Source organism: Streptomyces endophyticus (genome assembly GCF_035798155.1).
Lineage (GTDB): Bacteria > Actinomycetota > Actinomycetes > Streptomycetales > Streptomycetaceae > Streptomyces > Streptomyces endophyticus.
The window spans coordinates 16,364-36,100 of the sequence record NZ_JAOZYC010000198.1 but is presented as its reverse complement, the minus strand read 5'-3'; the positions used below and the strand labels follow the sequence as shown (position 1 = coordinate 36,100).

At 71.8% G+C, this 19,737-nt stretch carries 18 protein-coding genes and 1 pseudogene; 8 read left to right on the top strand and 11 right to left on the bottom strand.

Annotated elements, in window-relative coordinates:
- Positions 1–32: 32 nt before the first annotated feature.
- Positions 33–1,664, top strand: coding sequence for a serine hydrolase (locus OKJ99_RS40485; RefSeq protein WP_326023514.1), 1,632 nt, complete (start codon positions 33–35; stop codon positions 1,662–1,664).
- 23 nt (positions 1,665–1,687) lie between these two features.
- Here the strand turns inward: OKJ99_RS40485 and OKJ99_RS40480 are convergent, their stop codons facing one another.
- The 3 genes and pseudogenes from OKJ99_RS40480 to OKJ99_RS40470 form a co-directional block, all read right to left on the bottom strand.
- Positions 1,688–3,247, bottom strand: a complete 1,560-nt coding sequence (locus tag OKJ99_RS40480; protein ID WP_326023512.1) for a phytoene desaturase family protein — start codon at positions 3,245–3,247, stop codon at positions 1,688–1,690.
- A gap of 235 nt (positions 3,248–3,482) precedes the next feature.
- Positions 3,483–5,765, bottom strand: a complete 2,283-nt coding sequence (locus OKJ99_RS40475; protein WP_326023511.1) for a serine/threonine-protein kinase — start codon at positions 5,763–5,765, stop codon at positions 3,483–3,485.
- Between the two features lie 26 nt (positions 5,766–5,791).
- Positions 5,792–6,672 (bottom strand): annotated as a pseudogene (locus OKJ99_RS40470) (oxygenase MpaB family protein).
- Between the two features lie 133 nt (positions 6,673–6,805).
- Between OKJ99_RS40470 and OKJ99_RS40465 the strand changes: the two are divergent.
- Positions 6,806–7,831, top strand: a complete 1,026-nt coding sequence (locus OKJ99_RS40465) for an endonuclease/exonuclease/phosphatase family protein (RefSeq protein ID WP_326023510.1) — start codon at positions 6,806–6,808, stop codon at positions 7,829–7,831.
- Here OKJ99_RS40465 and OKJ99_RS40460 read toward each other — a convergent pair.
- From OKJ99_RS40460 to OKJ99_RS40440, 5 genes are all read right to left on the bottom strand, one after another.
- Positions 7,788–8,978: an acyl-CoA dehydrogenase family protein gene (locus tag OKJ99_RS40460; RefSeq protein WP_326023509.1), complete on the bottom strand. Its 1,191-nt coding sequence runs from the start codon at positions 8,976–8,978 to the stop codon at positions 7,788–7,790. The genes OKJ99_RS40465 and OKJ99_RS40460 overlap by 44 nt on opposite strands.
- Positions 8,979–9,098: 120 nt before the next feature.
- Positions 9,099–9,527, bottom strand: coding sequence for a ferredoxin (locus OKJ99_RS40455; RefSeq protein WP_326023513.1), 429 nt, complete (start codon positions 9,525–9,527; stop codon positions 9,099–9,101).
- A 171-nt stretch (positions 9,528–9,698) separates the two neighbouring features.
- Positions 9,699–10,829: an enolase C-terminal domain-like protein gene (locus OKJ99_RS40450; RefSeq protein WP_326023508.1), complete on the bottom strand. Its 1,131-nt coding sequence runs from the start codon at positions 10,827–10,829 to the stop codon at positions 9,699–9,701.
- Between the two features lie 16 nt (positions 10,830–10,845).
- The gene (locus OKJ99_RS40445) at positions 10,846–11,838 is read right to left on the bottom strand and encodes an LLM class F420-dependent oxidoreductase (RefSeq protein WP_326023506.1); all 993 of its coding nucleotides are present in this window, start codon (positions 11,836–11,838) and stop codon (positions 10,846–10,848) included.
- 181 nt (positions 11,839–12,019) lie between these two features.
- A complete protein-coding gene (locus OKJ99_RS40440) occupies positions 12,020–12,190 on the bottom strand; it encodes a hydrophobic protein (RefSeq protein WP_326023505.1) in 171 nt (56 codons plus the stop codon).
- A 72-nt stretch (positions 12,191–12,262) separates the two neighbouring features.
- Between OKJ99_RS40440 and OKJ99_RS40435 the strand changes: the two genes are divergently transcribed.
- Positions 12,263–13,198 carry a cation diffusion facilitator family transporter gene (locus OKJ99_RS40435; protein WP_326023503.1) on the top strand — a complete coding sequence of 312 codons (936 nt, stop codon included), beginning with the start codon at positions 12,263–12,265 and terminating at the stop codon, positions 13,196–13,198.
- A 32-nt stretch (positions 13,199–13,230) separates the two neighbouring features.
- On the opposite strand, the gene OKJ99_RS40430 is transcribed toward OKJ99_RS40435, so the two are convergent.
- Together OKJ99_RS40430 and OKJ99_RS40425 are read right to left on the bottom strand one after the other, a co-directional pair.
- Complete coding sequence (locus OKJ99_RS40430; RefSeq protein ID WP_326023501.1) at positions 13,231–14,598, bottom strand: VWA domain-containing protein; 1,368 nt, start codon at positions 14,596–14,598, stop codon at positions 13,231–13,233.
- An 8-nt stretch (positions 14,599–14,606) separates the two neighbouring features.
- Entirely contained in the window at positions 14,607–15,830 is a 1,224-nt protein-coding gene (locus tag OKJ99_RS40425) for an AAA family ATPase (protein WP_326023499.1), read from the bottom strand.
- A gap of 186 nt (positions 15,831–16,016) precedes the next feature.
- Here OKJ99_RS40425 and OKJ99_RS40420 point away from each other — a divergent pair, with 186 nt between their 5' ends.
- From OKJ99_RS40420 to OKJ99_RS40405, 4 genes are all read left to right on the top strand, one after another.
- Positions 16,017–16,418 (top strand): VOC family protein, encoded by a 402-nt coding sequence (locus OKJ99_RS40420; protein WP_326023498.1) that lies wholly within the window; start codon positions 16,017–16,019, stop codon positions 16,416–16,418.
- A 111-nt stretch (positions 16,419–16,529) separates the two neighbouring features.
- Positions 16,530–16,688, top strand: coding sequence for a hypothetical protein (locus tag OKJ99_RS40415; RefSeq protein WP_326023496.1), 159 nt, complete (start codon positions 16,530–16,532; stop codon positions 16,686–16,688).
- Between the two features lie 66 nt (positions 16,689–16,754).
- Positions 16,755–17,252, top strand: coding sequence for a response regulator (locus tag OKJ99_RS40410; RefSeq protein WP_326023495.1), 498 nt, complete (start codon positions 16,755–16,757; stop codon positions 17,250–17,252).
- Between the two features lie 130 nt (positions 17,253–17,382).
- Positions 17,383–18,450 carry a hypothetical protein gene (locus tag OKJ99_RS40405; RefSeq protein WP_326023494.1) on the top strand — a complete coding sequence of 356 codons (1,068 nt, stop codon included), beginning with the start codon at positions 17,383–17,385 and terminating at the stop codon, positions 18,448–18,450.
- Positions 18,451–18,612: 162 nt separating this feature from the next.
- Here OKJ99_RS40405 and OKJ99_RS40400 read toward each other — a convergent pair whose 3' ends face one another.
- Positions 18,613–19,239, bottom strand: a complete 627-nt coding sequence (locus tag OKJ99_RS40400) for an HdeD family acid-resistance protein (RefSeq protein WP_326023492.1) — start codon at positions 19,237–19,239, stop codon at positions 18,613–18,615.
- Between the two features lie 114 nt (positions 19,240–19,353).
- Between OKJ99_RS40400 and OKJ99_RS40395 the strand changes: the two genes are divergently transcribed.
- Positions 19,354–19,731, top strand: coding sequence for a DUF488 domain-containing protein (locus OKJ99_RS40395; protein WP_326023490.1), 378 nt, complete (start codon positions 19,354–19,356; stop codon positions 19,729–19,731).
- Positions 19,732–19,737 lie beyond the last annotated feature (6 nt).

Below are 19,737 nucleotides of genomic sequence, written 5' to 3'. Positions count from 1 at the left end.
CCGCCACCGAGGCAGCGGCGGCCCGGCCGACCCTGCGGCGCGGCTCCCCCGAGCGCGCGGGCCTGCTCGCCGGCCACCTGCGCCAACTCGTCGCCGACGCCGAGAAGTTCCTCAGCCCCTCACCGAAGCACCCCTGGTACGCGGGCGCGGTGCTGCTCGCGGGCCGCGGCGGCACGGTCGCGCTGCACCAGCCGATCGGCAAGGCGGTGCGCTACTCCCACTACGACGACGCCACCGACACGGGCGTGGAGTTCCCCGCGGACCAGCAGATCGACATGGCCGACGACACCGTCTTCGACCTCGCCTCGATCTCCAAGCTGTTCACGTCGATCCTGGCCGTGCAGGAGATGGAGCGCGGCGCGCTGGAGCTGGAGGCGAAGGTCGTCACGTACCTGCCCGAGTTCACCGGCGGCGGCAAGCAGGACGTGACGATCCGCCAACTCCTCACGCACACCTCCGGGTTCAGGCCCTTCCTCGCCTTCTACAAGGAGTCCGAGCACGACGCGCGGCTCGCCCTCCTGTGGAAGGAGGCGCTGATCAACCCGGCGGGCACCACGTACCTGTACTCGGACCTCAACCTCATCACGCTCCAGCTCGTCGTCGAGAAGCTCACCGGCAAGCGCCTGGACGTGCTGCTGCCCGAGCGGATCACGGGGCCGCTCGGCATGACCCGCACCCGCTACAACCCGCCCGCCTCCTGGAAGCCCAAGGTCGCGGCGACCGAGGACGCCCGCGCGCCCTGGTCGGGCCTGGACCGGGGCCTGGTGTGGGGCGAGGTGCACGACGAGAACGCGTACGCGTTCGGCGGTGTCGCGGGCCACGCGGGCGTCTTCTCCTGCGCCTGGGACATGGCGGTGCTCGGCCGCACGCTGCTCAACGGCGGGAGCTACGGCAAGGCCAGGATCCTGTCCCAGAAGTCCGTGGACCTGATGTTCACCAACTTCAACACGGACTTCCCCGGTGACGAGCACGGCCTCGGCTTCGAGCTCTACCAGCACTGGTACATGGGCGCGATGGCGACGCCGCGCACGGCGGGCCACACCGGGTTCACCGGCACCTCGCTCGTGCTCGACCCGACGACCGACTCGTTCCTCATCGTCCTCGGCAACTCCGTGCACCCCGTGCGCAGTTGGCGATCCGGATCCGCTCCCCGGGTCGCCGCGGGCAACAACATGGCGCGCGCGGTCGCGGTGCGCCCCAAGCACGGCCGGACCGCCTGGTTCTCCGGCATGGCGAGCGCCACGTCGGCGACGCTGACGCTGCCGGATCTGCGCCTCGCATCGGAGAAGGCCCGACTTGCCTGTGACCTGTGGTGGGACACGGAGCCGCACTCCGACTTCCTGTTCCTGGAGACGTCGACGGACGGCGGAAGGAACTGGACACCGCTGCCGTTCACCACGGGCCGCTCCGACGCCCACCCGTCCGGTGCGGTCGACGGCTACGCCGACCGCACCTGGCACCGACTCACCGCCGACCTGGGTCCCTTCGCCACGGCGCCGCTCCGGCTCCGCTGGCGCTACGCGACGGACCAGCTGTACGTCGGCCGGGGCGCCTACGTCGACGGCATCCGCGTCCTCGACGGGGACGCGGTGGCGTTCGACGAGGCACGCCCGGCGGACTCGTCCCGCATCGAGGCGAAGGGCTGGACCGCCTCGCAGGACTAGCTTCTACGCGCGTGCTCGTGGGGTCAGTGGCCGAGCACCGCCATCGCGGCGTTGTGCCCCGGAATCCCGCTGACCCCGCCGCCGCGCACGGCGCCCGCGCCGCACAGCAGGACGTTCGCGTGGCCCGTCTCCACGCCCCAACGGCCGGTGCTTTCCGAGGCGTACGGGAACGAGAGCTCCCGGTGGAAGATGTTGCCGCCGGGCAGCCGCAGGTCCCGCTCCAGGTCGAGCGGGGTCTTCGCCTCGATGCAGGGGCGGCCGTCGCCATCGGGCGCGAGGCAGTCCTCGATCGGTTCGGCGAGATGGGTGTCGAGCTGGGCGAGCGTGGCCTTCAGCAGGTCCGCGCGGGCCGCGTCGTTGTCGGCGGCGAAGAGCCGGGCCGGGGTGTGCAGGCCGAAGAGGGTGAGCGTCTGGTAGCCGCGTTCGACCAGGTCCGGGGCGAGGATCGTCGGGTCGGTCAGCGAGTGGCAGTAGATCTCGGAGGGCGGCGCGCTCGGCAGGGAGCCCGCGGCGGCCTCGGCGTGCGCGGTCGCCAACTGGCCGTACCCCTCCGCGACATGGAAGGTCCCGGCGAACGCCTCGCGCGGGTCGACGGAGGTGTCCTTCAGGCGCGGCAGCCGCTTCAGCAGCATGTTCACCTTGAGCTGGGCGCCCTCCGCGGGGGCCGGCGGGGCGTCGCCGATGAGCCGGGCGAGGTCCTGCGGTGACGCGTTGACGAGGACGTCGCGGGCGGCGACGGTGCCCTCGGATTCGGCGGTCCTGTACGTGACTTCGGCCTCGGTGCCGTCCGTCTCGATCCGGGTCACCTCGTGCCCGGTGACCAGGTCGGTGCCGGCCGAGCGGGCCGCGGCGGCGAGCGCGTCCGTGAGGGCGCCCATGCCGCCGACGGGGACGTCCCAGTCGCCCGTGCCGTTGCCGATCACGTGGTAAAGGAAGCAGCGGTTCTGGGCGAGGGACGGGTCGTGGGCGTCGGCGAAGGTGCCGATCAGGGCGTCGGTGAGGACGACACCCCGCACCAGGTCGTCGGTGAAGTGCTCCTCGATGCCGACGCCGATGGGGTCCTCGAACAGCAGCCGCCAGGCATCCTCGTCGCCGACCCGCGCGCGGAGCGCCTTGCGGCTCGGGAGGGGCTCGGTGAGCGTCGGGAAGACCCGTTCCGCAACCCGCCGGTTCGTCTCGTAGAAGCGGGTCCACGCCTCGAACTCCCGCTCACCGCCGGTGAGTTCGCGGAACGCGGCACGGGTGCGCTCCTCTCCCCCACCGACGAGCAGGCCCGTCGGCCGCCCGTCGCGGAAGGTCGGGGTGTACGAGGAGACGTCGCGGGTCGCGGTCGCGAAGCGGAGCCCCAGGTCGGCCACGATCTTCTTGGGCAGCAGGCTGACGAGGTACGAGTAGCGGGAGAGGCGGGCGTCGACGCCCGGGAACGGGCGGGTGGAGACGGCGGCCCCGCCGGTGTTGCCGAGGCGTTCGACGACGGCGACGGACTGTCCGGCGCGGGCGAGGTAGGCGGCGGCCACCAGGCCGTTGTGTCCGCCGCCGACGACGACCGTGTCGTAGCGGGCGCGGAGATCATGTGCGGGCATGGCCCTTGGTAACACGGGCCACGCGCGGTGGACCAGAGGGCGGGCCGGTGGTCACGCGCCGGGCGGGGCCGTGGTCACGAGCCGGGCGGGCCCGTGCCCACGTGCCGGGCGGGCCCGTGCCCACACGCCCGGCTCGCTCGTGGTCACACGCCCGGCTCGCCCGTGGTCACACGCCGGGCGGGCCCGTGCTCACGCACCCGGCTCACCCGTGCCCACACGCCGGGCGGGCCCGTGCTCATGCACCAGGCGCGCCCTGTTGGCGCAGCGCCGCCACTCTGCGGTAGAGGGCGACCGCGTCCGCCGTGCGGCCGAGCTGCTCCAGGCAGTGGGCCTCGTCGTTGCGGCTGGCGAGGGTGCTGGCGTGGGCCTCGCCGAGGACGCGCTCGCGGGCGGTGGACACCGCGCGGTACTCGCCGAGGGCGTCCTGCCAGCGGCCGAGCCAGCCGAGGCCGACGGCGACCTCGCGGCGGCTGACGAGCGTGTCGGGGTGGTCGGCGCCGAGCACCCGCCCGCGGATCGCGCACACGTCGCGGGCCTCCGCGAGGGCCTCCTCCCAGCGGGCCATCCGCCCGAGGTTGACGCCGAGCCCGTGCCGGGCGCGCAGCGTCTCGGGGTGGTGCGGCCCGCTGACCCGCGTACGGTCCTCGATCAGGTCGCGGTAGAGCGTCAGGGCCTCCGCGCTGCGGCCGAGGCGGCCGAGGCTGATCCCCACTTCGTAGCGGGCGGCGAGGGTGTCCGGGTGGTCGACGCCGAGGGCGCGCGCCCGGACCCGGGCGACCTCCTGATACGTCCGCAGGGCCGCGCTCCACCGCCCCAACTGCCCCAGCGCGTAGCCGACCTCGCAGCGGGTGACGAGCGTGTCTGGGTGGTCGGCGCCGAGCACGCGGGCGCGCGCGTCGGCGACCTCGTCCGCCATCCGGTACGAGTCCTCCAGGCGTCCGAGCCTGCTGAGGTTGAAGGCGAGGTTGTGGCGGCAGCGCAGCGTGTCCGGGTGCTCGGGCCCCATGGCCCGCTCCCGGGCGGCGAGCACGGTGCTGTACACCTGGTGCGCCTCGAAGTGCCGCCCCAGCTTCCCCAGGACGTACGCGACCTCCTGCCGCGCCCCGAGCGTGTCGGGGTGCTCGGGGCCGAGCACCCGCTCGCGCCCCTCGACGACACCGCGGTACTCGCGCAGCGCGTCGGCGGGCCGTCCGGTGCGGCTGAGGGTGAAGGCGACCTCGTAGCGGCTGGCGAGGGTGTCGGGGTGGTCCGGGCCGAGGGCGTACTCCCGCTCGGCGGCGACCGAGCGGTGCACCTCGCCCGCCTCCGCCCAGCGTTCGAGTCGGCCGAGACTGAGCCCCGCGTTGTGCCGGGAGACGAGGGTGGCGAGCAGTTCCGGGGCGGGCGTGGGGCGTGGGGCCGCCTCCGGCGCGACCGGGGTACGGTCCGCGTCGCGCGCGATCCACTCGCCGGAGAGCCCGGCCGCGGTGTCCGGGGGTGTGACGCGCGGGCCGGGGCCTCCGGTGGCCTTGTGGCCCGTGGTCATGCCGCGGGTCCAGGAGGGCAGCCGGGGTTCGCGGGACCCGGGCTGCTCCGGCTGCCGTACGGGCGCGCCGGTGCGCGGCTCGATCTGTGGCGCCCGCACCGTCGGCACGTACGTGCCGCGTCCGCGCCGCACGCCTTCCGTGATCCGGCGCCCCAGCTCCCGCGCGTCACGCGGCCGTTCCCCCGGGTCCTTGGCCAGCAGGTCCAGGATGATCCGGTCGAGATAGCCGGGCAGCTCGGGCCGGTGCCCGCGGGGCGCCTCGGGCTCCGTGTCGCGGTGCCCGACGAGCACGGACCACGCGTCCTCCAGGTCGAACGGCGGGGCTCCCGTGGCGACCTCGTAGAGCACACATCCCAGCGAGTACAGGTCGCTGCGCTCATCGACCGGGTCGCCCCCGATCTGCTCGGGCGACATGTAGTGCGGAGTGCCCATGGCGATTCCGGTGCCGGTGAGGCGTGCGGTGAACCCGATGTCGTGGCCGAGCCGGGCGATGCCGAAGTCGCAGATCTTGGCGGTGCCGTCGCCGAGCCGCATGATGTTCGCGGGCTTCAGGTCCCGGTGCACGACGCCCTGTTCGTGGGTGTAGGCGAGGGCGGACGCGACCTGTTCGGCCATGTCGACGATGTCGTCGACGGGCAGCGGGTGGTGCCTGTTCTCGTCGAGGAGCTGGCTGAGGTTCTTCCCGTCGAGCAGCTCCATGACGAGATAGAGGATGCCCTCGTACTCACCGAAGTCGTGCACGACCGTGATGCCCCGGTGCTGGAGCGCGGCGGCGACCCGCGCCTCCCTGCGGAAGCGCTCCCGCAGGATGCGGGTGAAGGTCTGGTCGCGCTCGGGCCCGATCGGCTTGAGGCACTTCACGGCGACATGCCGGCCGAGCGACTCGTCGCGCGCCCGCCAGACCTCGCCCATGCCGCCCCGGCCGATCAGGTCGAGCAGCTGATACCGCCCGTGGATCAGCCTGACGTCCCGCGTCTCCCCCACCCCTGGCATCTCCCGCCGTCGCCCCCGTCGCGTCGCTATGCCCTCCCCGGCCCGTCCAGTATGGCTTCCCCTCTGTCGACTTTGTACGGGGCGGGGCGGGCGTCGGCACCGAGTCTCCCCATGGCGCGCAGGATGTGTTTGGGCGGGAGTTGCCAGCGCACACGGGTGGGAATCAGGCGCAGCGTGGTGCCCGTGGCGCGCAACCGGCGTGTGACGGCGGCCGGTTCGGGGGCCCGTCTGCCGTACAGCTCGTGGGCGTACGGCGGCAGAGAGGCGTACGCCAGGTTGGCCACGCGCCGCCAGAGGGCTTCGCGCGCCGGGATCAGCAACAGGTGGGTGGGCGGCCGCTGCAGAAAGTCGTCGACGTCGCGGGCCTCGGGCCCGGCGGCCAGCTCCGGCCGTACGGACTCGAAGTAGGCCGCCAACTCCGCGCGGCTGCCGGGAACCTGCGCCGGGTCGAGGCCGACGAGCCGGGCGCTGGTCCGGTGCTCTGCGACGTACCGGTCGGCCTGCGCCCCGGTGAGGCGGAAGCCGGAGCGGCGCGCGACGTGCAGATAGGAGTCGATCTCGGCGCAGTGCACCCACAGCAGCAGCTCGGTTCGTCGACGCCATAGCGCTCCCCCGTGTCCGGGTCGGTCACCCCCAGGTGGCTGTGGATCCGCCGCACGCGCGCGCCGGCCTCCTCGGCGGCCTCGCTCGTCCCGTACGTCGTCGTGCCGACGAAGCTCGCGGTCCGCATCAGCCGGCCCCAGGCGTCGCGCCGGAAGTCGGAGTTCTGCATGACGCCGCGCACGGCGCGCGGGTGCAGCGCCTGGAAGTACAGGGCGCGCACGCCCGCGATCCACATCATGGGGTCGGCGTGCAGCTGCCAGGTCACCGAGTCGGGTCCGAAGAGCCCGGGGTCCGCTTCGCTCATGTCGCACAGCACCTCCTGTTCGCAGCGTACGCACAGGGGCCGGGGCGGAACCCGATCAACGGCGGACTCGTCCTGAGGATCAGGGAACAGGCACGGACAAGGGCACGGACAACGGGCGAGTGGACGGGGCGACATGAGCGAGCGGGCCGACGGAACGACCGCTGCCACGGACGATGGGGGCGACAGACGCCCGCCCTGGCGTCGCGGCCGGGTGCTCGCGGCGCTCGCCGCCCTGACCACGCTCGTCCTCCTCTTCCACCGGCGGATACCGAACACGCCGGGGCGCCTGGGGAGCCTGGTGGAGTCGTTCCTGCCGTGGTGCTGGTTGGTCCTGGTCGTCCTCTTCGGCCTGGCGCTGCTGCGCCGCGCACCGCTCGCGATGCTGACCCTGCTGGTGCCGACGGCGGTCTGGGCCCATCAATACGGCGTACTGCTGCCCGAGCCCCGGTCCGACGGGCACGACCTTGTCGTGGTGCAGCACAACGTCAGCGACGAGAACACCGACCCGCGGGGCACGGCAAGCGAACTGTCCGCGGCGTTCCCCGACCTCATCGCCCTGGAGGAGCTGCTGCCGAAGGCCCGCGCGGTGTACGAGCGCGGGCTGGCGGGGAGCCATCCGCACCACGCGGTGGTCGGCACGGTCGGGCTCTGGTCGAAGTACCCGCTCACGGGCGTCCGGGCCGCGGACATCAAGCCCGCCGGGATCACGGAGCCGTGGAACCGCGGCCTGCGCGCCGTCGTCGAGGCCCCGCAGCGCGACATCGCCGTGTACGTCGCCCACCTGCCCTCGATACGGATCGGCGCGAGTGGCCTGGCGTCGCGGTGGCGGGACGAGAGCGCCCGCAAACTCGGCGCGGAGGTCGCCGCCGAGAAGACGGACACGGTGCTCGTCCTCGGCGACTTCAACGGCACGGTCGACGACCGCGGCCTCACCCCGCTGACCTCACAACTGGACGTGCCGGACCGTGGGCTCGCGTTCAGTTACCCCGCCGCGTTCCCCGTGGCCCGGATCGACCAGATCATGGCCCGCTCGGCGAATGTCGGCCGTATCCGCCCCCTGCCCTCGACCGGCAGTGACCACCTTCCCGTTCGTGCCCGGATCGCCCTGGACCCGCTCAGCGCCGCACCCTCGGCATCCCCAGGCCGATCCACGAGATGATCTCCCGCTGAATCTCGTTGTTCCCGCCACCGAAGGTGAAGATGACCGCCGACCGGTAGCCGCGTTCCAGCTCTCCGTGCAGGACGGTGCCCGCGCTGCCCTCCTTGAGCGCACCCGCCGCGCCCACCACTTCCATCAGCCAGGCGTACGCGTCCCGGCGGGCCTCGGAGCCGTAGACCTTGACGGCGGAGGCGTCCTGCGGGAGGAGGGTGCCCTGCTGAACGGCGTTCACCATCTGCCAGTTGAGGAGCTTCATCGCGTCGAGCTTGGTGTGGGTCTGGGCGAGGCGCTTCCTGACCCAGCCGAGGTCGATGACGCGGCGGCCGTCGGCGAGTTTCGTGTCCATGGCCCAGCGCTGCACGTCGTGCAGGGCGCGGATCGCCATGGTGCCGTGGGCGGCCAGCGTGACGCGTTCGTGGTTGAGCTGGTTGGTGATCAGGCGCCAGCCCTTGTTCTCCTCGCCGACCCGGCGGGAGACCGGGACGCGGATGTTCTCGTAGTAGCTGGCCGTGGTGTCGTGCGAGGCGAGGGTGTTGATGACGGTGCAGGAGTAGCCGGGGTCGGACGTCGGGACGAGCAGCATGGTGATGCCCTTGTGCGGGGGCGCGTCCGGGTCGGTGCGGACGGCGAGCCAGACCCAGTCGGCCGTGTCCCCGTTGGTCGTCCAGATCTTCTGGCCGTTGACCGTGTAGTGGCCGGTGGCCTCGTCGCCCTCGCGGACCGCGCGGGTCTTCAGCGCCGCCAGGTCCGTGCCCGCGTCGGGCTCGCTGTAGCCGATCGCGAAGTCGAGCTCGCCGGAGAGGATCTTCGGAAGGAAGAACTCCTTCTGCTCGTCGGTCCCGAACTGCATGATCGTCGGACCGACGGTGTTCAGTGCCATCAGCGGCAGCGGCACGCCCGCCTGCGCGGCCTCGTCGAAGAAGATGAACTGTTCCATCGGGGACAGGCCACGGCCGCCGTACTCCTTCGGCCAGCCCACGCCGAGCCAGCCGTCGCTGCCGAGCCGGCGCACCGTCTCCCGGTAGAACCGCTTCTGCGCGGCCGGGTCCTCGTATCGCGCGTACGCGTTCTCTGGCACGAGCTCGGCGAAGTAGGCGCGCAGCTCGGTGCGCAACTGCTGCTGCTCGGGCGTGTATTCGAGGTGCACGGCCCCTCCTGGCGGTCGACTGCGTGGTCCGGGAGCCGGCTTGTGCCAGCCTGACGGCGCACACAGTAGAACGCGTTCCAGAAATAGGGAATGCCGTGGACCGCAGGATCTGATGGAACGTCAGCCGAGGGTCGCGAGGAAGTCCGTGCACGCCCGCGCGCAGGCCCGGCACTGTTCGGCGCAGTCGGCCGCGCCGCCCGTGCGGTCGCAGTAGTGCGCGCACTCCAGGGTGACGGCCCGGCACCACTCGACCTGGAGCCGGATCCCGTACTCGTCCTGGAGCGCCTCCTCCGACAGCAGCCGGCAGGTCGCGTCGCACACCTCGACGCTGAGCAGCAGCGCGCGCCGCAGGCCGTGCGGCGCCTCGGCCTGTTCCGGGCCCTCGTTCGGCACCGAGTGCACGGGGCCGTGCACCTGCGGGGCGGCGGGGCCCAGGTCGGTGGAGCTGACGAGCAGGGCGCAGGCGCGGGCGCACTCCGTGCAGGACTGCGCGCAGGCGAAGCGGTCCTCCAGGAAGCGGACGAGGTCGTCCTTGGGCGGTTCGGTCATCAGGGCACGGTCGGCGCCCGTGGGGTCCTCGGCGTAGGGATGCGGGTACTTCGCCAGGGAGGTCACCGGCCCGGCTCCTTTCCAGGGGACGTACGGCTTCGATGCGAGTAGCCGGATCGGCGAACCCCAAACCGGGCCCCGCTGCTCAATCGCCACAGGGGCGCCCATGGCTCAAGCCACCCGGTACTCCTCCACCTCCTCGCTCCTCAGGACCAAGCCGTTGCCCGGGCCGTTCTGGCCCGGACGTACCGTGCCGCCCGAGGGGTCCAGGACGCCCGCGAAGAACATCGACTCGATCCGGACGTGGTCGTGGAACCACTCGACGTGGCGGAGGTTCGGGATCGCCGCCGCCACGTCCGCATGGGCGTGCGGGGCGCAGTGGGCCGAGATCTCCAGGCCGTGGGCGTGGGCGAGGGCGGCGGCGCGGAGGAATTCGGTGATGCCTCCGCAGCGGGTCACATCGACCTGGAGGCAGTCGACGGCGCCCGCGGCGATCATGCGGGCGAAGTACGGGAGGTCATAGCCGTATTCGCCGGCGGTGACGTCGCAGACGAGGGCGTCGCGGACGAGGCGCAGGCCGGTGAGGTCGTCGGAGGAGACGGGCTCCTCGAACCAGCCGACGCCGTGGGTGACGAGCGCCTCGCCGACGCGGATCGCCTGCTTGCGGTTGTAGCCGCCGTTGGCGTCGACGTACAACTCGGCGTCCCCGCCGATGACTTGGCGGGCGCTGCGGACCCTTTGGAGGTCGCGGGGCACGGACCGGCCGCAGGCCTCGCCGATCCTTATCTTGACCTGGGGGATGTGCTGACCGTGCACCCAGCCGCTCAACTGCGCGGCCAGGTGGCTGTCGTGGTACGTGGTGAAGCCGCCGCTGCCGTAGACGGGGACGGTGTCGCGTGCCGCACCGAGGAGGCGGACGAGCGGGAGGTCCATGAGGCGGGCCTTGAGGTCCCACAGGGCGAGGTCGACGGCGGAGATCGCGCAGGACGCGATGCCGGGCCTGCCCGCGTTGCGGATGCCCTGGCACTGCGCCACGTGGGCGGCGGGGATGTCGAAGGCGTCGCGTCCCTCGACGCGCGGGGCGAGTTGGTCGCGGACGACATCGGCGGCGGCCGGGGGCGCGTAGGTCCAGCCGACGCCGGTGAGCCCGCAGGCCCTGGCCTCGACGAAGACGATCGTCGTGCTGTCCCAGGCGAGGGTGGCATCGGCCTCGGGGGCGTCGGTGGGCACGGTGTACGCGCTGGCGTCGAGGCGTTCGACGGGAAGGCAGGTGCTCGGGGACTTCGGGGTGTCGGTCGTCATGGTCGTCCGCCGTGCCTCACTGCGCCGAGCCGCTGGTCGCACCGGTGGGTGTGCCGTTCTTGAGCTGCGGCAGCACCTTCGTCCGGTAGAAGTCGAAGAACTCCTGCTGGTCCGGCCCGATCTGGTTGACGTAGACACGGTCGAAGCCGGCCCGGGCGAAGGCGCCGAGGGCGCTCACGTGCTCGTCGACGTCGGGGCCGCAGGGCAGCGCGCCGTCGACCATCCGCTCGGTGACGAGGGTCTCGGCCTGCTCGAAGTGGCGCGGCGTGGGCAGCACTTGGCCGAGTTCGCCGGGAAGCAGCTGGCTGGCCCACAGCCCGTGCACCCGGCGCACGCACTCCGCCCGGTCGGGCCCGTAGCAGACCTTGAGGCCGCCGGCGACGGGTTTCGCACCGCCTCCGCCCTTACGGAACTGGGTGACCAGTTCCTCGTCGGGGCTCATGGTGAGGTAGCCGTCGCCGATGCGGGCGGCGAGCGCGGTGGCCTGCGGGCCGAAGCCGGAGATGTCGATCGGGACGGGGCCTTCGGGGAGTGTGTAGATACGGGCGTTCTCCACCGTGTAGTGCTCGCCGCGGTGGGTGACCTCACCGCCTTCGAGGAGCCTGCGGATCACGGTGACGGCCTCTTCGAGCATCTCCATGCGCACGTGCGCGGAGGGCCAGGGCCCGCCGAGGATGTGTTCGTTGAGCGCCTCCCCGGTGCCGACACCGAAGCGGAAGCGGCCCTCCAGCTGCACCGCGCTGGTGGCGACGGCCTGAGCGAGGACGGCGGGATGGATGCGCACGGTGGGGCAGGTGACCGCGGTCTCGACGGGCAGCGACACGGCCTCCGCGAGGGCTCCGAGCACGTTCCAGACGAAGGGGCTCTGCCCCTGAGCGTCGTTCCACGGGTGGTAGTGATCGGAGATCCACAGGCAGTCGAACCCCGCCTGTTCCGCCATCCGGGCCTGTTCGACGAGCTCGTGCGGCCCGAATTCCTCCGACGCCAGAAAGTAGCCGTACTCGGGCATGCCGTCCTCCCGGGGATGTGGATCGTGCCAGGTCTTCCGGGTAACCCCGCACCCCGCCGAGAAACCCGCCGTGTCATGACACAAGTGCCGTCCGGGCCGGTATTTCGCGGATCATTCCCGCCGGCTCGGACGGCACTTCAAAGGTTTCGTGCCCGGGTTTATCGGTACCTGGTTCGGTTACTCACCACCGATACCAGCGCGACCTCGATCCACCCGCCGTCGTACCGCGCATCACGAATCCGAGCAGCCACACGACCAGCACGGCAATGGCCACCCACCACAGCAGTTTCACGGCGAACCCCGCGCCGAAAAGCAGCAGCGCGAGCAACAGGACCAGCAGAACAGGAATCACGGTGAATACCTCCTTGAGGCGCCGAGTTCCCGAGAATTCCCCCCGTACTCCCCTCACCCCCTGCGAGTTGACGTGACCGCGAAGAATTCCGAGGAAGACGACCGAAGGACCCGTATCACCGTCCTGGTGGCGCTCGCCGCCAATCTTCTGATCGCCGTGGCCAAGGCCGTTGGCGGTCTCTTCGCCGCGTCGCCCGCGCTGCTCTCGGAGGCGGCGCACTCGGTGGCCGACAGCCTCAACGAGGTGTTCCTGCTGGCCGCGTTGCGGCGCAGTCGCCGGCCCGCCGACCACAGGCATCCGTTCGGGTACGGCAAAGAGCGGTTCTTCTGGTCGTTGCTCGCGGCCGTCGGCATCTTCGTGATGGGCGGCTGCTTCTCGTTCTTCCAGGCGTTCGAGGCGCTGACGTCGGGCGGCCAGGAGGAGTCCCGCGGCGGGTACGTCGCCGGGCTCGTGGTCCTCGGTGTGGCGCTGCTCGCGGAGGGCAGCTCGCTGGCCCGCGCCGTGCACCAGGTGCGCGTGCAGCCGGGCGACGGCATCGGCTCCGACCCCGCGCTGCGTACGGTCCTCGCCGAGGACGGCACGGCGGTGATCGGGGTGCTCCTCGCGGCGGGCGGGATGGCGCTGCACATGGTGACGGGCCGGATCGAGTGGGAAGCGGCCGCCTCGTTCTCCATCGGCATGCTGCTCGTCTACGTGGCGTACCGGCTCGGCAGGAGCGCCCGCGACCAGTTGATCGGTGAGGCGGGCGACCCCGAGATGTACCGCGGTATCCGCGAACTCCTCGCCGCGCAGCCCGAGATCGACAATGTGGCGGCGCTGCACACGATGCAACTGGGGACGGACTCGACGCTGGTCGCGGCGCGGATCGATCTCGCACCTGGCATCGAGAGCGAGCGCCTGGAGCTGGTCCTCGAACGCGTCAAGCGGGCGGTGCGGGACCGCTGGCCCGAGGCGGACCAGGTGTTCCTGGACGTGGTGAACGCGCCGAAGCCGGTCCATGAACGGTGATCCCGGCCGGGTCAGATCACGCGGAACAGGTGTCAGATCACGCGGAACAGGTCGGCGGCCGCGTGCACGTCGGTAAAGTCCTCCACCGAGCGGAGGTTGTCGCACAGCGCGCTCAGGACGGAGTCGCTCTCGGCGGCGCGCGGCGCGCCGACGGCCACGCCGAAGACGCGGAAGCCGAGGCGGTGCTTGGCCGCGTTCCAGCCGCGCATCCACTCCTCGGTGACACCGCAGTCGTCGTCGGTGAGCAGCACGATGTCGCCGCGGGCGCGGGCGGCGTCGTCGAACTCCCGCTCAAGGAGGTCGCGGGCGGCGCCCAGCGGTGCCTGGTAGCTGGTGCCGCCGCCGAGGAACGTCTCCGCGAACTCCATGGTCGTGTCGAGTCCCGCCGGCCGGTCGGCGGGAAAGCGGAAGACGCGCACCTTGTCGGCGGCGGAGAACAGGATGCCGACGAAGTCGCGCCCGCCGGCGCGGGCCTGGTCGAGCAGCGCGAGCGCGCACGCCTTCGCCCACACCTCACGGGTGACTCCGCCGGGCCCCGCCTCGTACATGGAGTGCGAGGTGTCCACGCACGCGATGACGGCGCCGCGCCCTGTGGGCTGCTCGCCCCGGCTGTCGTAGAGCATCAGCTCGCCGGCGGCGTAGCGGGCGGCGAACACCGCGCGCAGGGCGGGGACACCGAGCCCCGCGAGTTCGGAGGGCACGACGCGGGACAGGTCGTCGCCGAGGGTGACGCCGACGAGTTCCCCGGTGGTGTTCTCCACCTTGCGGGCGCGTTCTCCGGCGGCCATCTGCCGGAAGCGGCCGATGAGTTCGGCCCATTCGGCGAGCCGCCCGGTGCGCAGCCGCTCGGCGAGCCGGGCGCGCTCCTCGAACGGCAGCCGCTCCAGCTCGCCGGGTCCGACACCCCAGGCCCGCATCAAGGACGCCTCCTGCCGTACGGCGCGGGAGGCCTGCGCGGCGGCGCTGTGGGCTGCCGCGCGGATGCCGGGGGCGCCTGGGGCGCCGGGCGCCGCCGCGTCGGTGTCCTGCCCGTCACGGCGAGGTGTCTCGTCCGGTCGCTCCCGCGCCTCCCGCTCCAGCAGCCCCCGCAGCGCGGACCCCTGCGCCAGCAGGGCCATGGCGGCGGCGTACGGGTCGCCGACGGTGTCCCGGCGTACCTCGCCGAACTCTGGTGACTCCACGAGCGCGCTCACGAACTCATGGTTGACCAGCCGTGAGGGCGCCATCTCCGCACGCTCACGCACCCGCACCCGCGGCTTGTACGCGGCCAGGAACACATCGGTGAGCAGATCCTCAGCACACTCGTGGCGTGCGGCCAGCTCCGCCGCCAACTCCCGTACTCCGGCGGCCTGTTCATACGTGTCGCGCCATGTCAGCCGGTCGAACCGGTCCGCGACCACGACCCCGTTCAGGGCTCGTCCCGCACCATGCCGGCGTCCACGCCGAGGGCCTCGGTGAGGATCCGGGCGCGGACGGCGCGCCGGCGCCCCGTGACCCGGTCGATGGCGGCGGTGGAGCGGCCCGCGCCCGCCGCCTCCTCGCGGAGCTTCTCCAGGCGCTGCCCCGCCGAGGCGAGCTGGTGGTGTGCCTTCTTGATGACCCAGTCGCTCAGCGCCTCGCGGGACTGCCCGGCCATGGAGTCGAGTTGGGTCTCCAGCTCATCGATGGTGTCGGCCAGGTCGAGCGCCTCCTTGGCATCGGGGTTGACCAGGTGCAGCACCTCCCGCTCGACGGTCGGGCGCTGGGCGGGCGAGTCCCACAGGACGTGGGTGAGCACCGACAGATCGGTCTCGGCGACCTCGGTCCTGCCGTCGAGGTACGCGGAGGCCTGGAGCAGTGCGACCGCCTGCCGCCAGCGCCGGTCGGAGGCGACGAGTTCCTTGCGGCGCAGCGCGGCCCGCAGTGTGCACACCGCGTCGACGATGGTGTCGGGGACGTCCACGGCGGGGACGGTCTCGGCCACGGCCCGCTGCAGGTCGGCCAGGTGGATCGTGGTCCGCGCGGGGGCCTTTGAACGGCCGCCGACGGCCGAGCGGACGAGGGCGGCGAAGTTCGAGGGGTCCTCCAGGTAGCCGACCTCGATCCGTACGAGGAGCCGGTCGTAGATCGCGGCGGTGTCCTCGCCCTCGGGCAGTTCGTTGCTGGCCGTGATGGCGCCGATCAGCGGGCAGTGGATCGGCGCGCCGCCGTTCTCGGGGTGGTAGATCCGCTCGTTGAGGTAGCCCAGTGTCTCGTTGAGGGCGGCGGTGGAGCACTTGAAGATCTCGTCGATGAACGCGATGTGCGCGGTCGTGGCCCGGCCGTCGTAGACCTGCCGGTACTCGCCGCGGGCCAGGGCGGCGACGTCGATGGGCCCGAACATCCGGGTGGGAGCCGTGAACTTGGACAGCAGGATCTCCCAGTACGCCGCCCCCTCGACCCGGCCGGTGAGCTCGCGGGCCAGCTCGGACTTCGCCGTGCCGGGCGGCCCGAGCACCAGGGAATGCTGCCCGGCGAGCAGCGCCGTCATCAAGGTCCGTACGACGTCGGCGCGTTCGTAGAAGCGCTCCGACAGCTCGTCGCGGATGGCTCGCAGCCGCTCGGCCGTGTCGTCCCGCTCCCCCGACGCTTCCTGCGCTTCCCGCGCTTCCACTGCCGCTCCCCCTGCCCGCAAGGCCCCACCGTTCTCAGGTCGAACCCCAAAATACGTCAGCGGCCGCGCTTGCCGACGCCCGGAAGCCCCCGTGACCGGTCAGGGACGGGGGAGACCCGGTTGGCGCCGCCCGCCCGGGGTACTCGGCGCCCCGACGCGCCACGGGGGTGCGACAAAGGAGGAGACATGAGCCTGGTGCGGGCGGGAGTGCTGGTCCTGGACTGCGCGGAGCCGGAGGAACTGGCCGAGTTCTACCGGACGTTGCTGGGCGGCGAGATCAATACGCTGCCCGGCAGCAACCGCATCGACGTCGTCGGCGAGCAGGGCATGCGGATGGCCTTCCGCCGCGATCTGAACGCCGCCCCGCCCAGCTGGCCGCGCCCCGACGACTCGCAGCAGGCCCATCTCGACTTCCTGGTCGACCAGGAGGACCTCGACGAGGTGGAGCGCCATCTCATCGGCCTGGGCGCCCGCCCGCTGGAGACCCGTGGCGCGCGCGGCCCGAACGAGATGCGCCTGTACTCCGACCCGGCCGGGCATCCGTTCGCGACGCACTGCGCCCGCCACCCGGCGCCGAAGACCGGCTGAGCCGGCCGTCGGGAAGGCCCGCGGGACCGCCTCGCACGTGGCGTCTACGAAACCGTCTACAACCGAACTCGACCGATTTCCCTCGGATTTCGGTCGGAGAGTGATCCGATCATGAACACAAAGGAGCGCGCTCCGTACCCCGCAGAGACCAAGCGCGAGGTCAAGGGCAGGGTCCGCATCTACAGGCCCGCGCGACGCGACGGACACGAGTCCCCCGGTGGCGCCAACGACCGTGACACGGACTGGAATCTGGTGCGCGGAGAGGACTGAGCGGACCCTTCCCTCCCGTTGATTCGGGCATATGCTGTCGGTGCCGACGAGGGGAGGCGCTTGGCGATGCCCACCGCTGCACGGCCGAAGATCCTCGTCGTCGACGACCGGGACGACACCCTTTTCGCGATGGAGAGCGCGCTGGCCCCGCTCGGCTATCCGATCGACCGGGCCAAGACCGGGGACGACGCGCTCAAGGCGGTGCTGCGCGGCGGCATCGGCCTGGTCCTGCTCGACGTGCTGATGCCCGACGTCGGCGGCTTCGAGGTCGCGCACTACATGACGCGCCTCGAACAGACGCAGGACATCCCGATCATGCTGATCACCGGCGCGGGCCAGGACACCAAGCTCGCCGCCAAGGCCTTCGAGCTCGGCGTCGCCGACTACGTGGCGAAGCCGATCGAGCCGTGGGTGATGCGGACGAAGGTCCGCTATCTGTACGAGACGAGCCTGCGCATGCACGCGCTGCGCGAGCGCCTTCGGACGTACGAGAACGGCGGCGACGGTCAGTCCGCGCCACCGGCGCACGCCGCCGCGGGCCGCCCCTTGTCACGCCCCGCCTGACCTGCCGCTTCACCGGCAGGTGGCCATGGTCACACCCGCTCAGGGACTTCCGACCCTCTTCACGGTTGTAGAGTACAACTGCACCAAGAGTTGTAAAAGCCAACTGTATCGATCCGTGGAGGTCCTGCTCATGAGCGGCACGCGCGAACCCGCGCTGCGTCACGTGCTGACGCATCTGCTCACCCCGCTCCTGATGTGCGTCGGCATGGGCCTCGCCTATCTCGGCGCCTTCGCGTCGCCCGAGCCGCACCATCTGCCGATCGCCGTCGTCGGCTCGGGCCCGGAGGCGAAGGTCTTCGCGCAGACGGTCAAGGACAAGGCGGGTGACGCGCTCGACGTCCGCACACTCACCTCCCGCTCCACCGCCGTGGACCAGCTGGAGACGCGGGACATCGACGGCGCCTACGTACTCGACGCCAAGGCGCCCGAGCTGATCGTGGCGTCCGCCGGTTCGGACACCACCGTCTCCGTGGTCCAGAAGATCTTCACGCCGGTCGCCGCCGAACAGGGCGCGCCGCTGAAGGTGACCGACGTGACGCCGACGGTGGACAACGACCCGACGGGCCAGGGCCTGTTCTTCCTGCTCGTGGCGGTCAGCATCGGCTCGTACGCCTCGGTCGCGGTGATCGGCGGTGCGGGCGCCGCGCTGCGGATGCGCACCCGCGCCCTGCTCGTCGTCGGCGCGTCCGGCGTGGTCAGCCTGATCGGCGCGGCGTTCGCGGGACCGGTCTTCCACCTCGCGCACACCCACCTGTGGGGCCTGTGGGGCATGACGTGGCTGTACTCGGCGGGCGTCCTGCTGATCGGCGTAGGACTGCACACGTTCCTGAAGAAGTGGACGACGCTCGGCGTGATGGTGCTGTTCGTGATGCTGAACTTCACCAGCTCCGGCGGGATCTTCCGGCCCGAGCTGCAGAACGGCTTCTTCGCGGGCCTGCACAGCTTCTGGAACGGCGCGGGGTACGTGGAAGGCGCCCGCAGCCTCCTCTACTTCGGCCAGCACGATCTGGCCCGCAACCTCTGGACGCTCGTGGCCTGGCTGCTCGTGGGCGCCGCCATGATCACGGTGGCGGGCCTCGCCGAGCGCCGGCGCGGCACCCCGGCCGCCGTGGAGCCGGCCCCCGCGCACAAGCACAAGCGGGAGGCCGTGCACGACCAGGACCAGGAGGAGGAGATGGAGGAGGCCGTGGGCGTCTGACGCGCCCGCCGTCCCGAGCCCTTGAGCCCTGAGCCCCTGAGCCCTGAGCCCTGAGCCCTGAGCCCTGAGCCCTTGAGGCGAACTCCCCCACCCCGCACATGTCGAGGGCCCCGCTGCTTCAGCGGGGCCCTCGACATGTGCGGGGTGTGTCGGCCGTTGCGGTCACACCCCGGCCGGGATGTCCTTCGCCCGCTTGCGTACCGCGAACGACGTGCCGATCTCCACGACGCCGACCACGATCAGCCAGATGCCGGTGACCAGCGTGAGCACCGCCAGGGTCGAGAACGGCGACACGATCAGGACGACACCGGCGAGCGCGGTGACGACGCCGAGGAAGATCTGCCAGCCGCGGGTGGGCATCGCGGGGTCGGAGGCCGCGGCGACGGTCTGCGTGATGCCGCGGAACAGCCAGCCGATGCCGATCCACAGGGCGAGCAGCAGCGTCGACTCCATCGCGTCGCGGAAACAGAACAGACCGAGCAGCACCGAGAGGGCGCCGCTGATGAAGCCGATGACACGCATCCCGGCCGTCGCGTGCGTACCGAACGCGGCGACGAGCTGGAAGATGCCGCTCACCAGCAGGTACACGCCGAACAGGATGCCCGCCACGCGCAGCGATGCGCCCGGCCAGGCCAGGACGAGCACGCCGAGGATCACCGAGGCGACGCCCATGAGCAGCACGGCCTGCCAGGCGGATTGGGCGAGTCTGCCGAGCGGCCCCTGCCCCTGCGGGGTGTCGCCGTCGGGCGTCCGGTGGGGAGTCTGCGGGTCGTACGGTGCTTGGGTCATGCTCGACTTTCGCTACGGAACACCGGGCTCCGCCATCGCGCGTGGGCCGAACGGCTGACGCCGGGAGCTATCCCGCCCGGGACGCGAAGCGGAGGAGAGCAGCACAATGGCTGCATGACCGCACATCAGGGCTCCGGCCCCTTCGCCGTCCGCCGGGTCTACGACCCGGCCGCCCCGGCCGACGGCACCCGCCTGCTGGTCGACCGGCTCTGGCCGCGCGGCATCTCGAAGGAGCGCGCCGACGTCGACGAGTGGCTCAAGGACATCGCGCCGTCGAAGGAGCTGCGCTCCTGGTACCACGAGGACAAGGAGGACCGGTACGACACGTTCGCCGAGCGCTACGCGGCGGAGCTGGCCGAACCGGAGCGCGCCGAACTCGTGGACCGCGTGCGCGAACTGGCCGGGCACGGCCGGGTGACGCTCGTGACGTCGGTGAAGGACATCGAGCACAGCCACGTCCCTGTGCTCCAGCGCCACCTCGAAGAGGGCTGAGCCCGG

Excerpts from the sequence above, each read along its gene's own strand:
- OKJ99_RS40480 (WP_326023512.1), bottom strand. The coding sequence starts at position 3,247 with ATGCCCGCACATGATCTCCGCGCCCGCTACGACACGGTCGTCGTCGGC.
- OKJ99_RS40475 (WP_326023511.1), bottom strand. The coding sequence starts at position 5,765 with ATGCCAGGGGTGGGGGAGACGCGGGACGTCAGGCTGATCCACGGGCGG.
- OKJ99_RS40465 (WP_326023510.1), top strand. The coding sequence starts at position 6,806 with ATGAGCGAGCGGGCCGACGGAACGACCGCTGCCACGGACGATGGGGGC.
- OKJ99_RS40455 (WP_326023513.1), bottom strand. The coding sequence starts at position 9,527 with ATGACCGAACCGCCCAAGGACGACCTCGTCCGCTTCCTGGAGGACCGC.
- OKJ99_RS40450 (WP_326023508.1), bottom strand. The coding sequence starts at position 10,829 with ATGACGACCGACACCCCGAAGTCCCCGAGCACCTGCCTTCCCGTCGAA.
- OKJ99_RS40445 (WP_326023506.1), bottom strand. The coding sequence starts at position 11,838 with ATGCCCGAGTACGGCTACTTTCTGGCGTCGGAGGAATTCGGGCCGCAC.
- OKJ99_RS40420 (WP_326023498.1), top strand. The coding sequence starts at position 16,017 with ATGAGCCTGGTGCGGGCGGGAGTGCTGGTCCTGGACTGCGCGGAGCCG.
- OKJ99_RS40415 (WP_326023496.1), top strand. The coding sequence starts at position 16,530 with ATGAACACAAAGGAGCGCGCTCCGTACCCCGCAGAGACCAAGCGCGAG.
- OKJ99_RS40410 (WP_326023495.1), top strand. The coding sequence starts at position 16,755 with ATGCCCACCGCTGCACGGCCGAAGATCCTCGTCGTCGACGACCGGGAC.
- OKJ99_RS40405 (WP_326023494.1), top strand. The coding sequence starts at position 17,383 with ATGAGCGGCACGCGCGAACCCGCGCTGCGTCACGTGCTGACGCATCTG.
- OKJ99_RS40400 (WP_326023492.1), bottom strand. The coding sequence starts at position 19,239 with ATGACCCAAGCACCGTACGACCCGCAGACTCCCCACCGGACGCCCGAC.
- OKJ99_RS40395 (WP_326023490.1), top strand. The coding sequence starts at position 19,354 with ATGACCGCACATCAGGGCTCCGGCCCCTTCGCCGTCCGCCGGGTCTAC.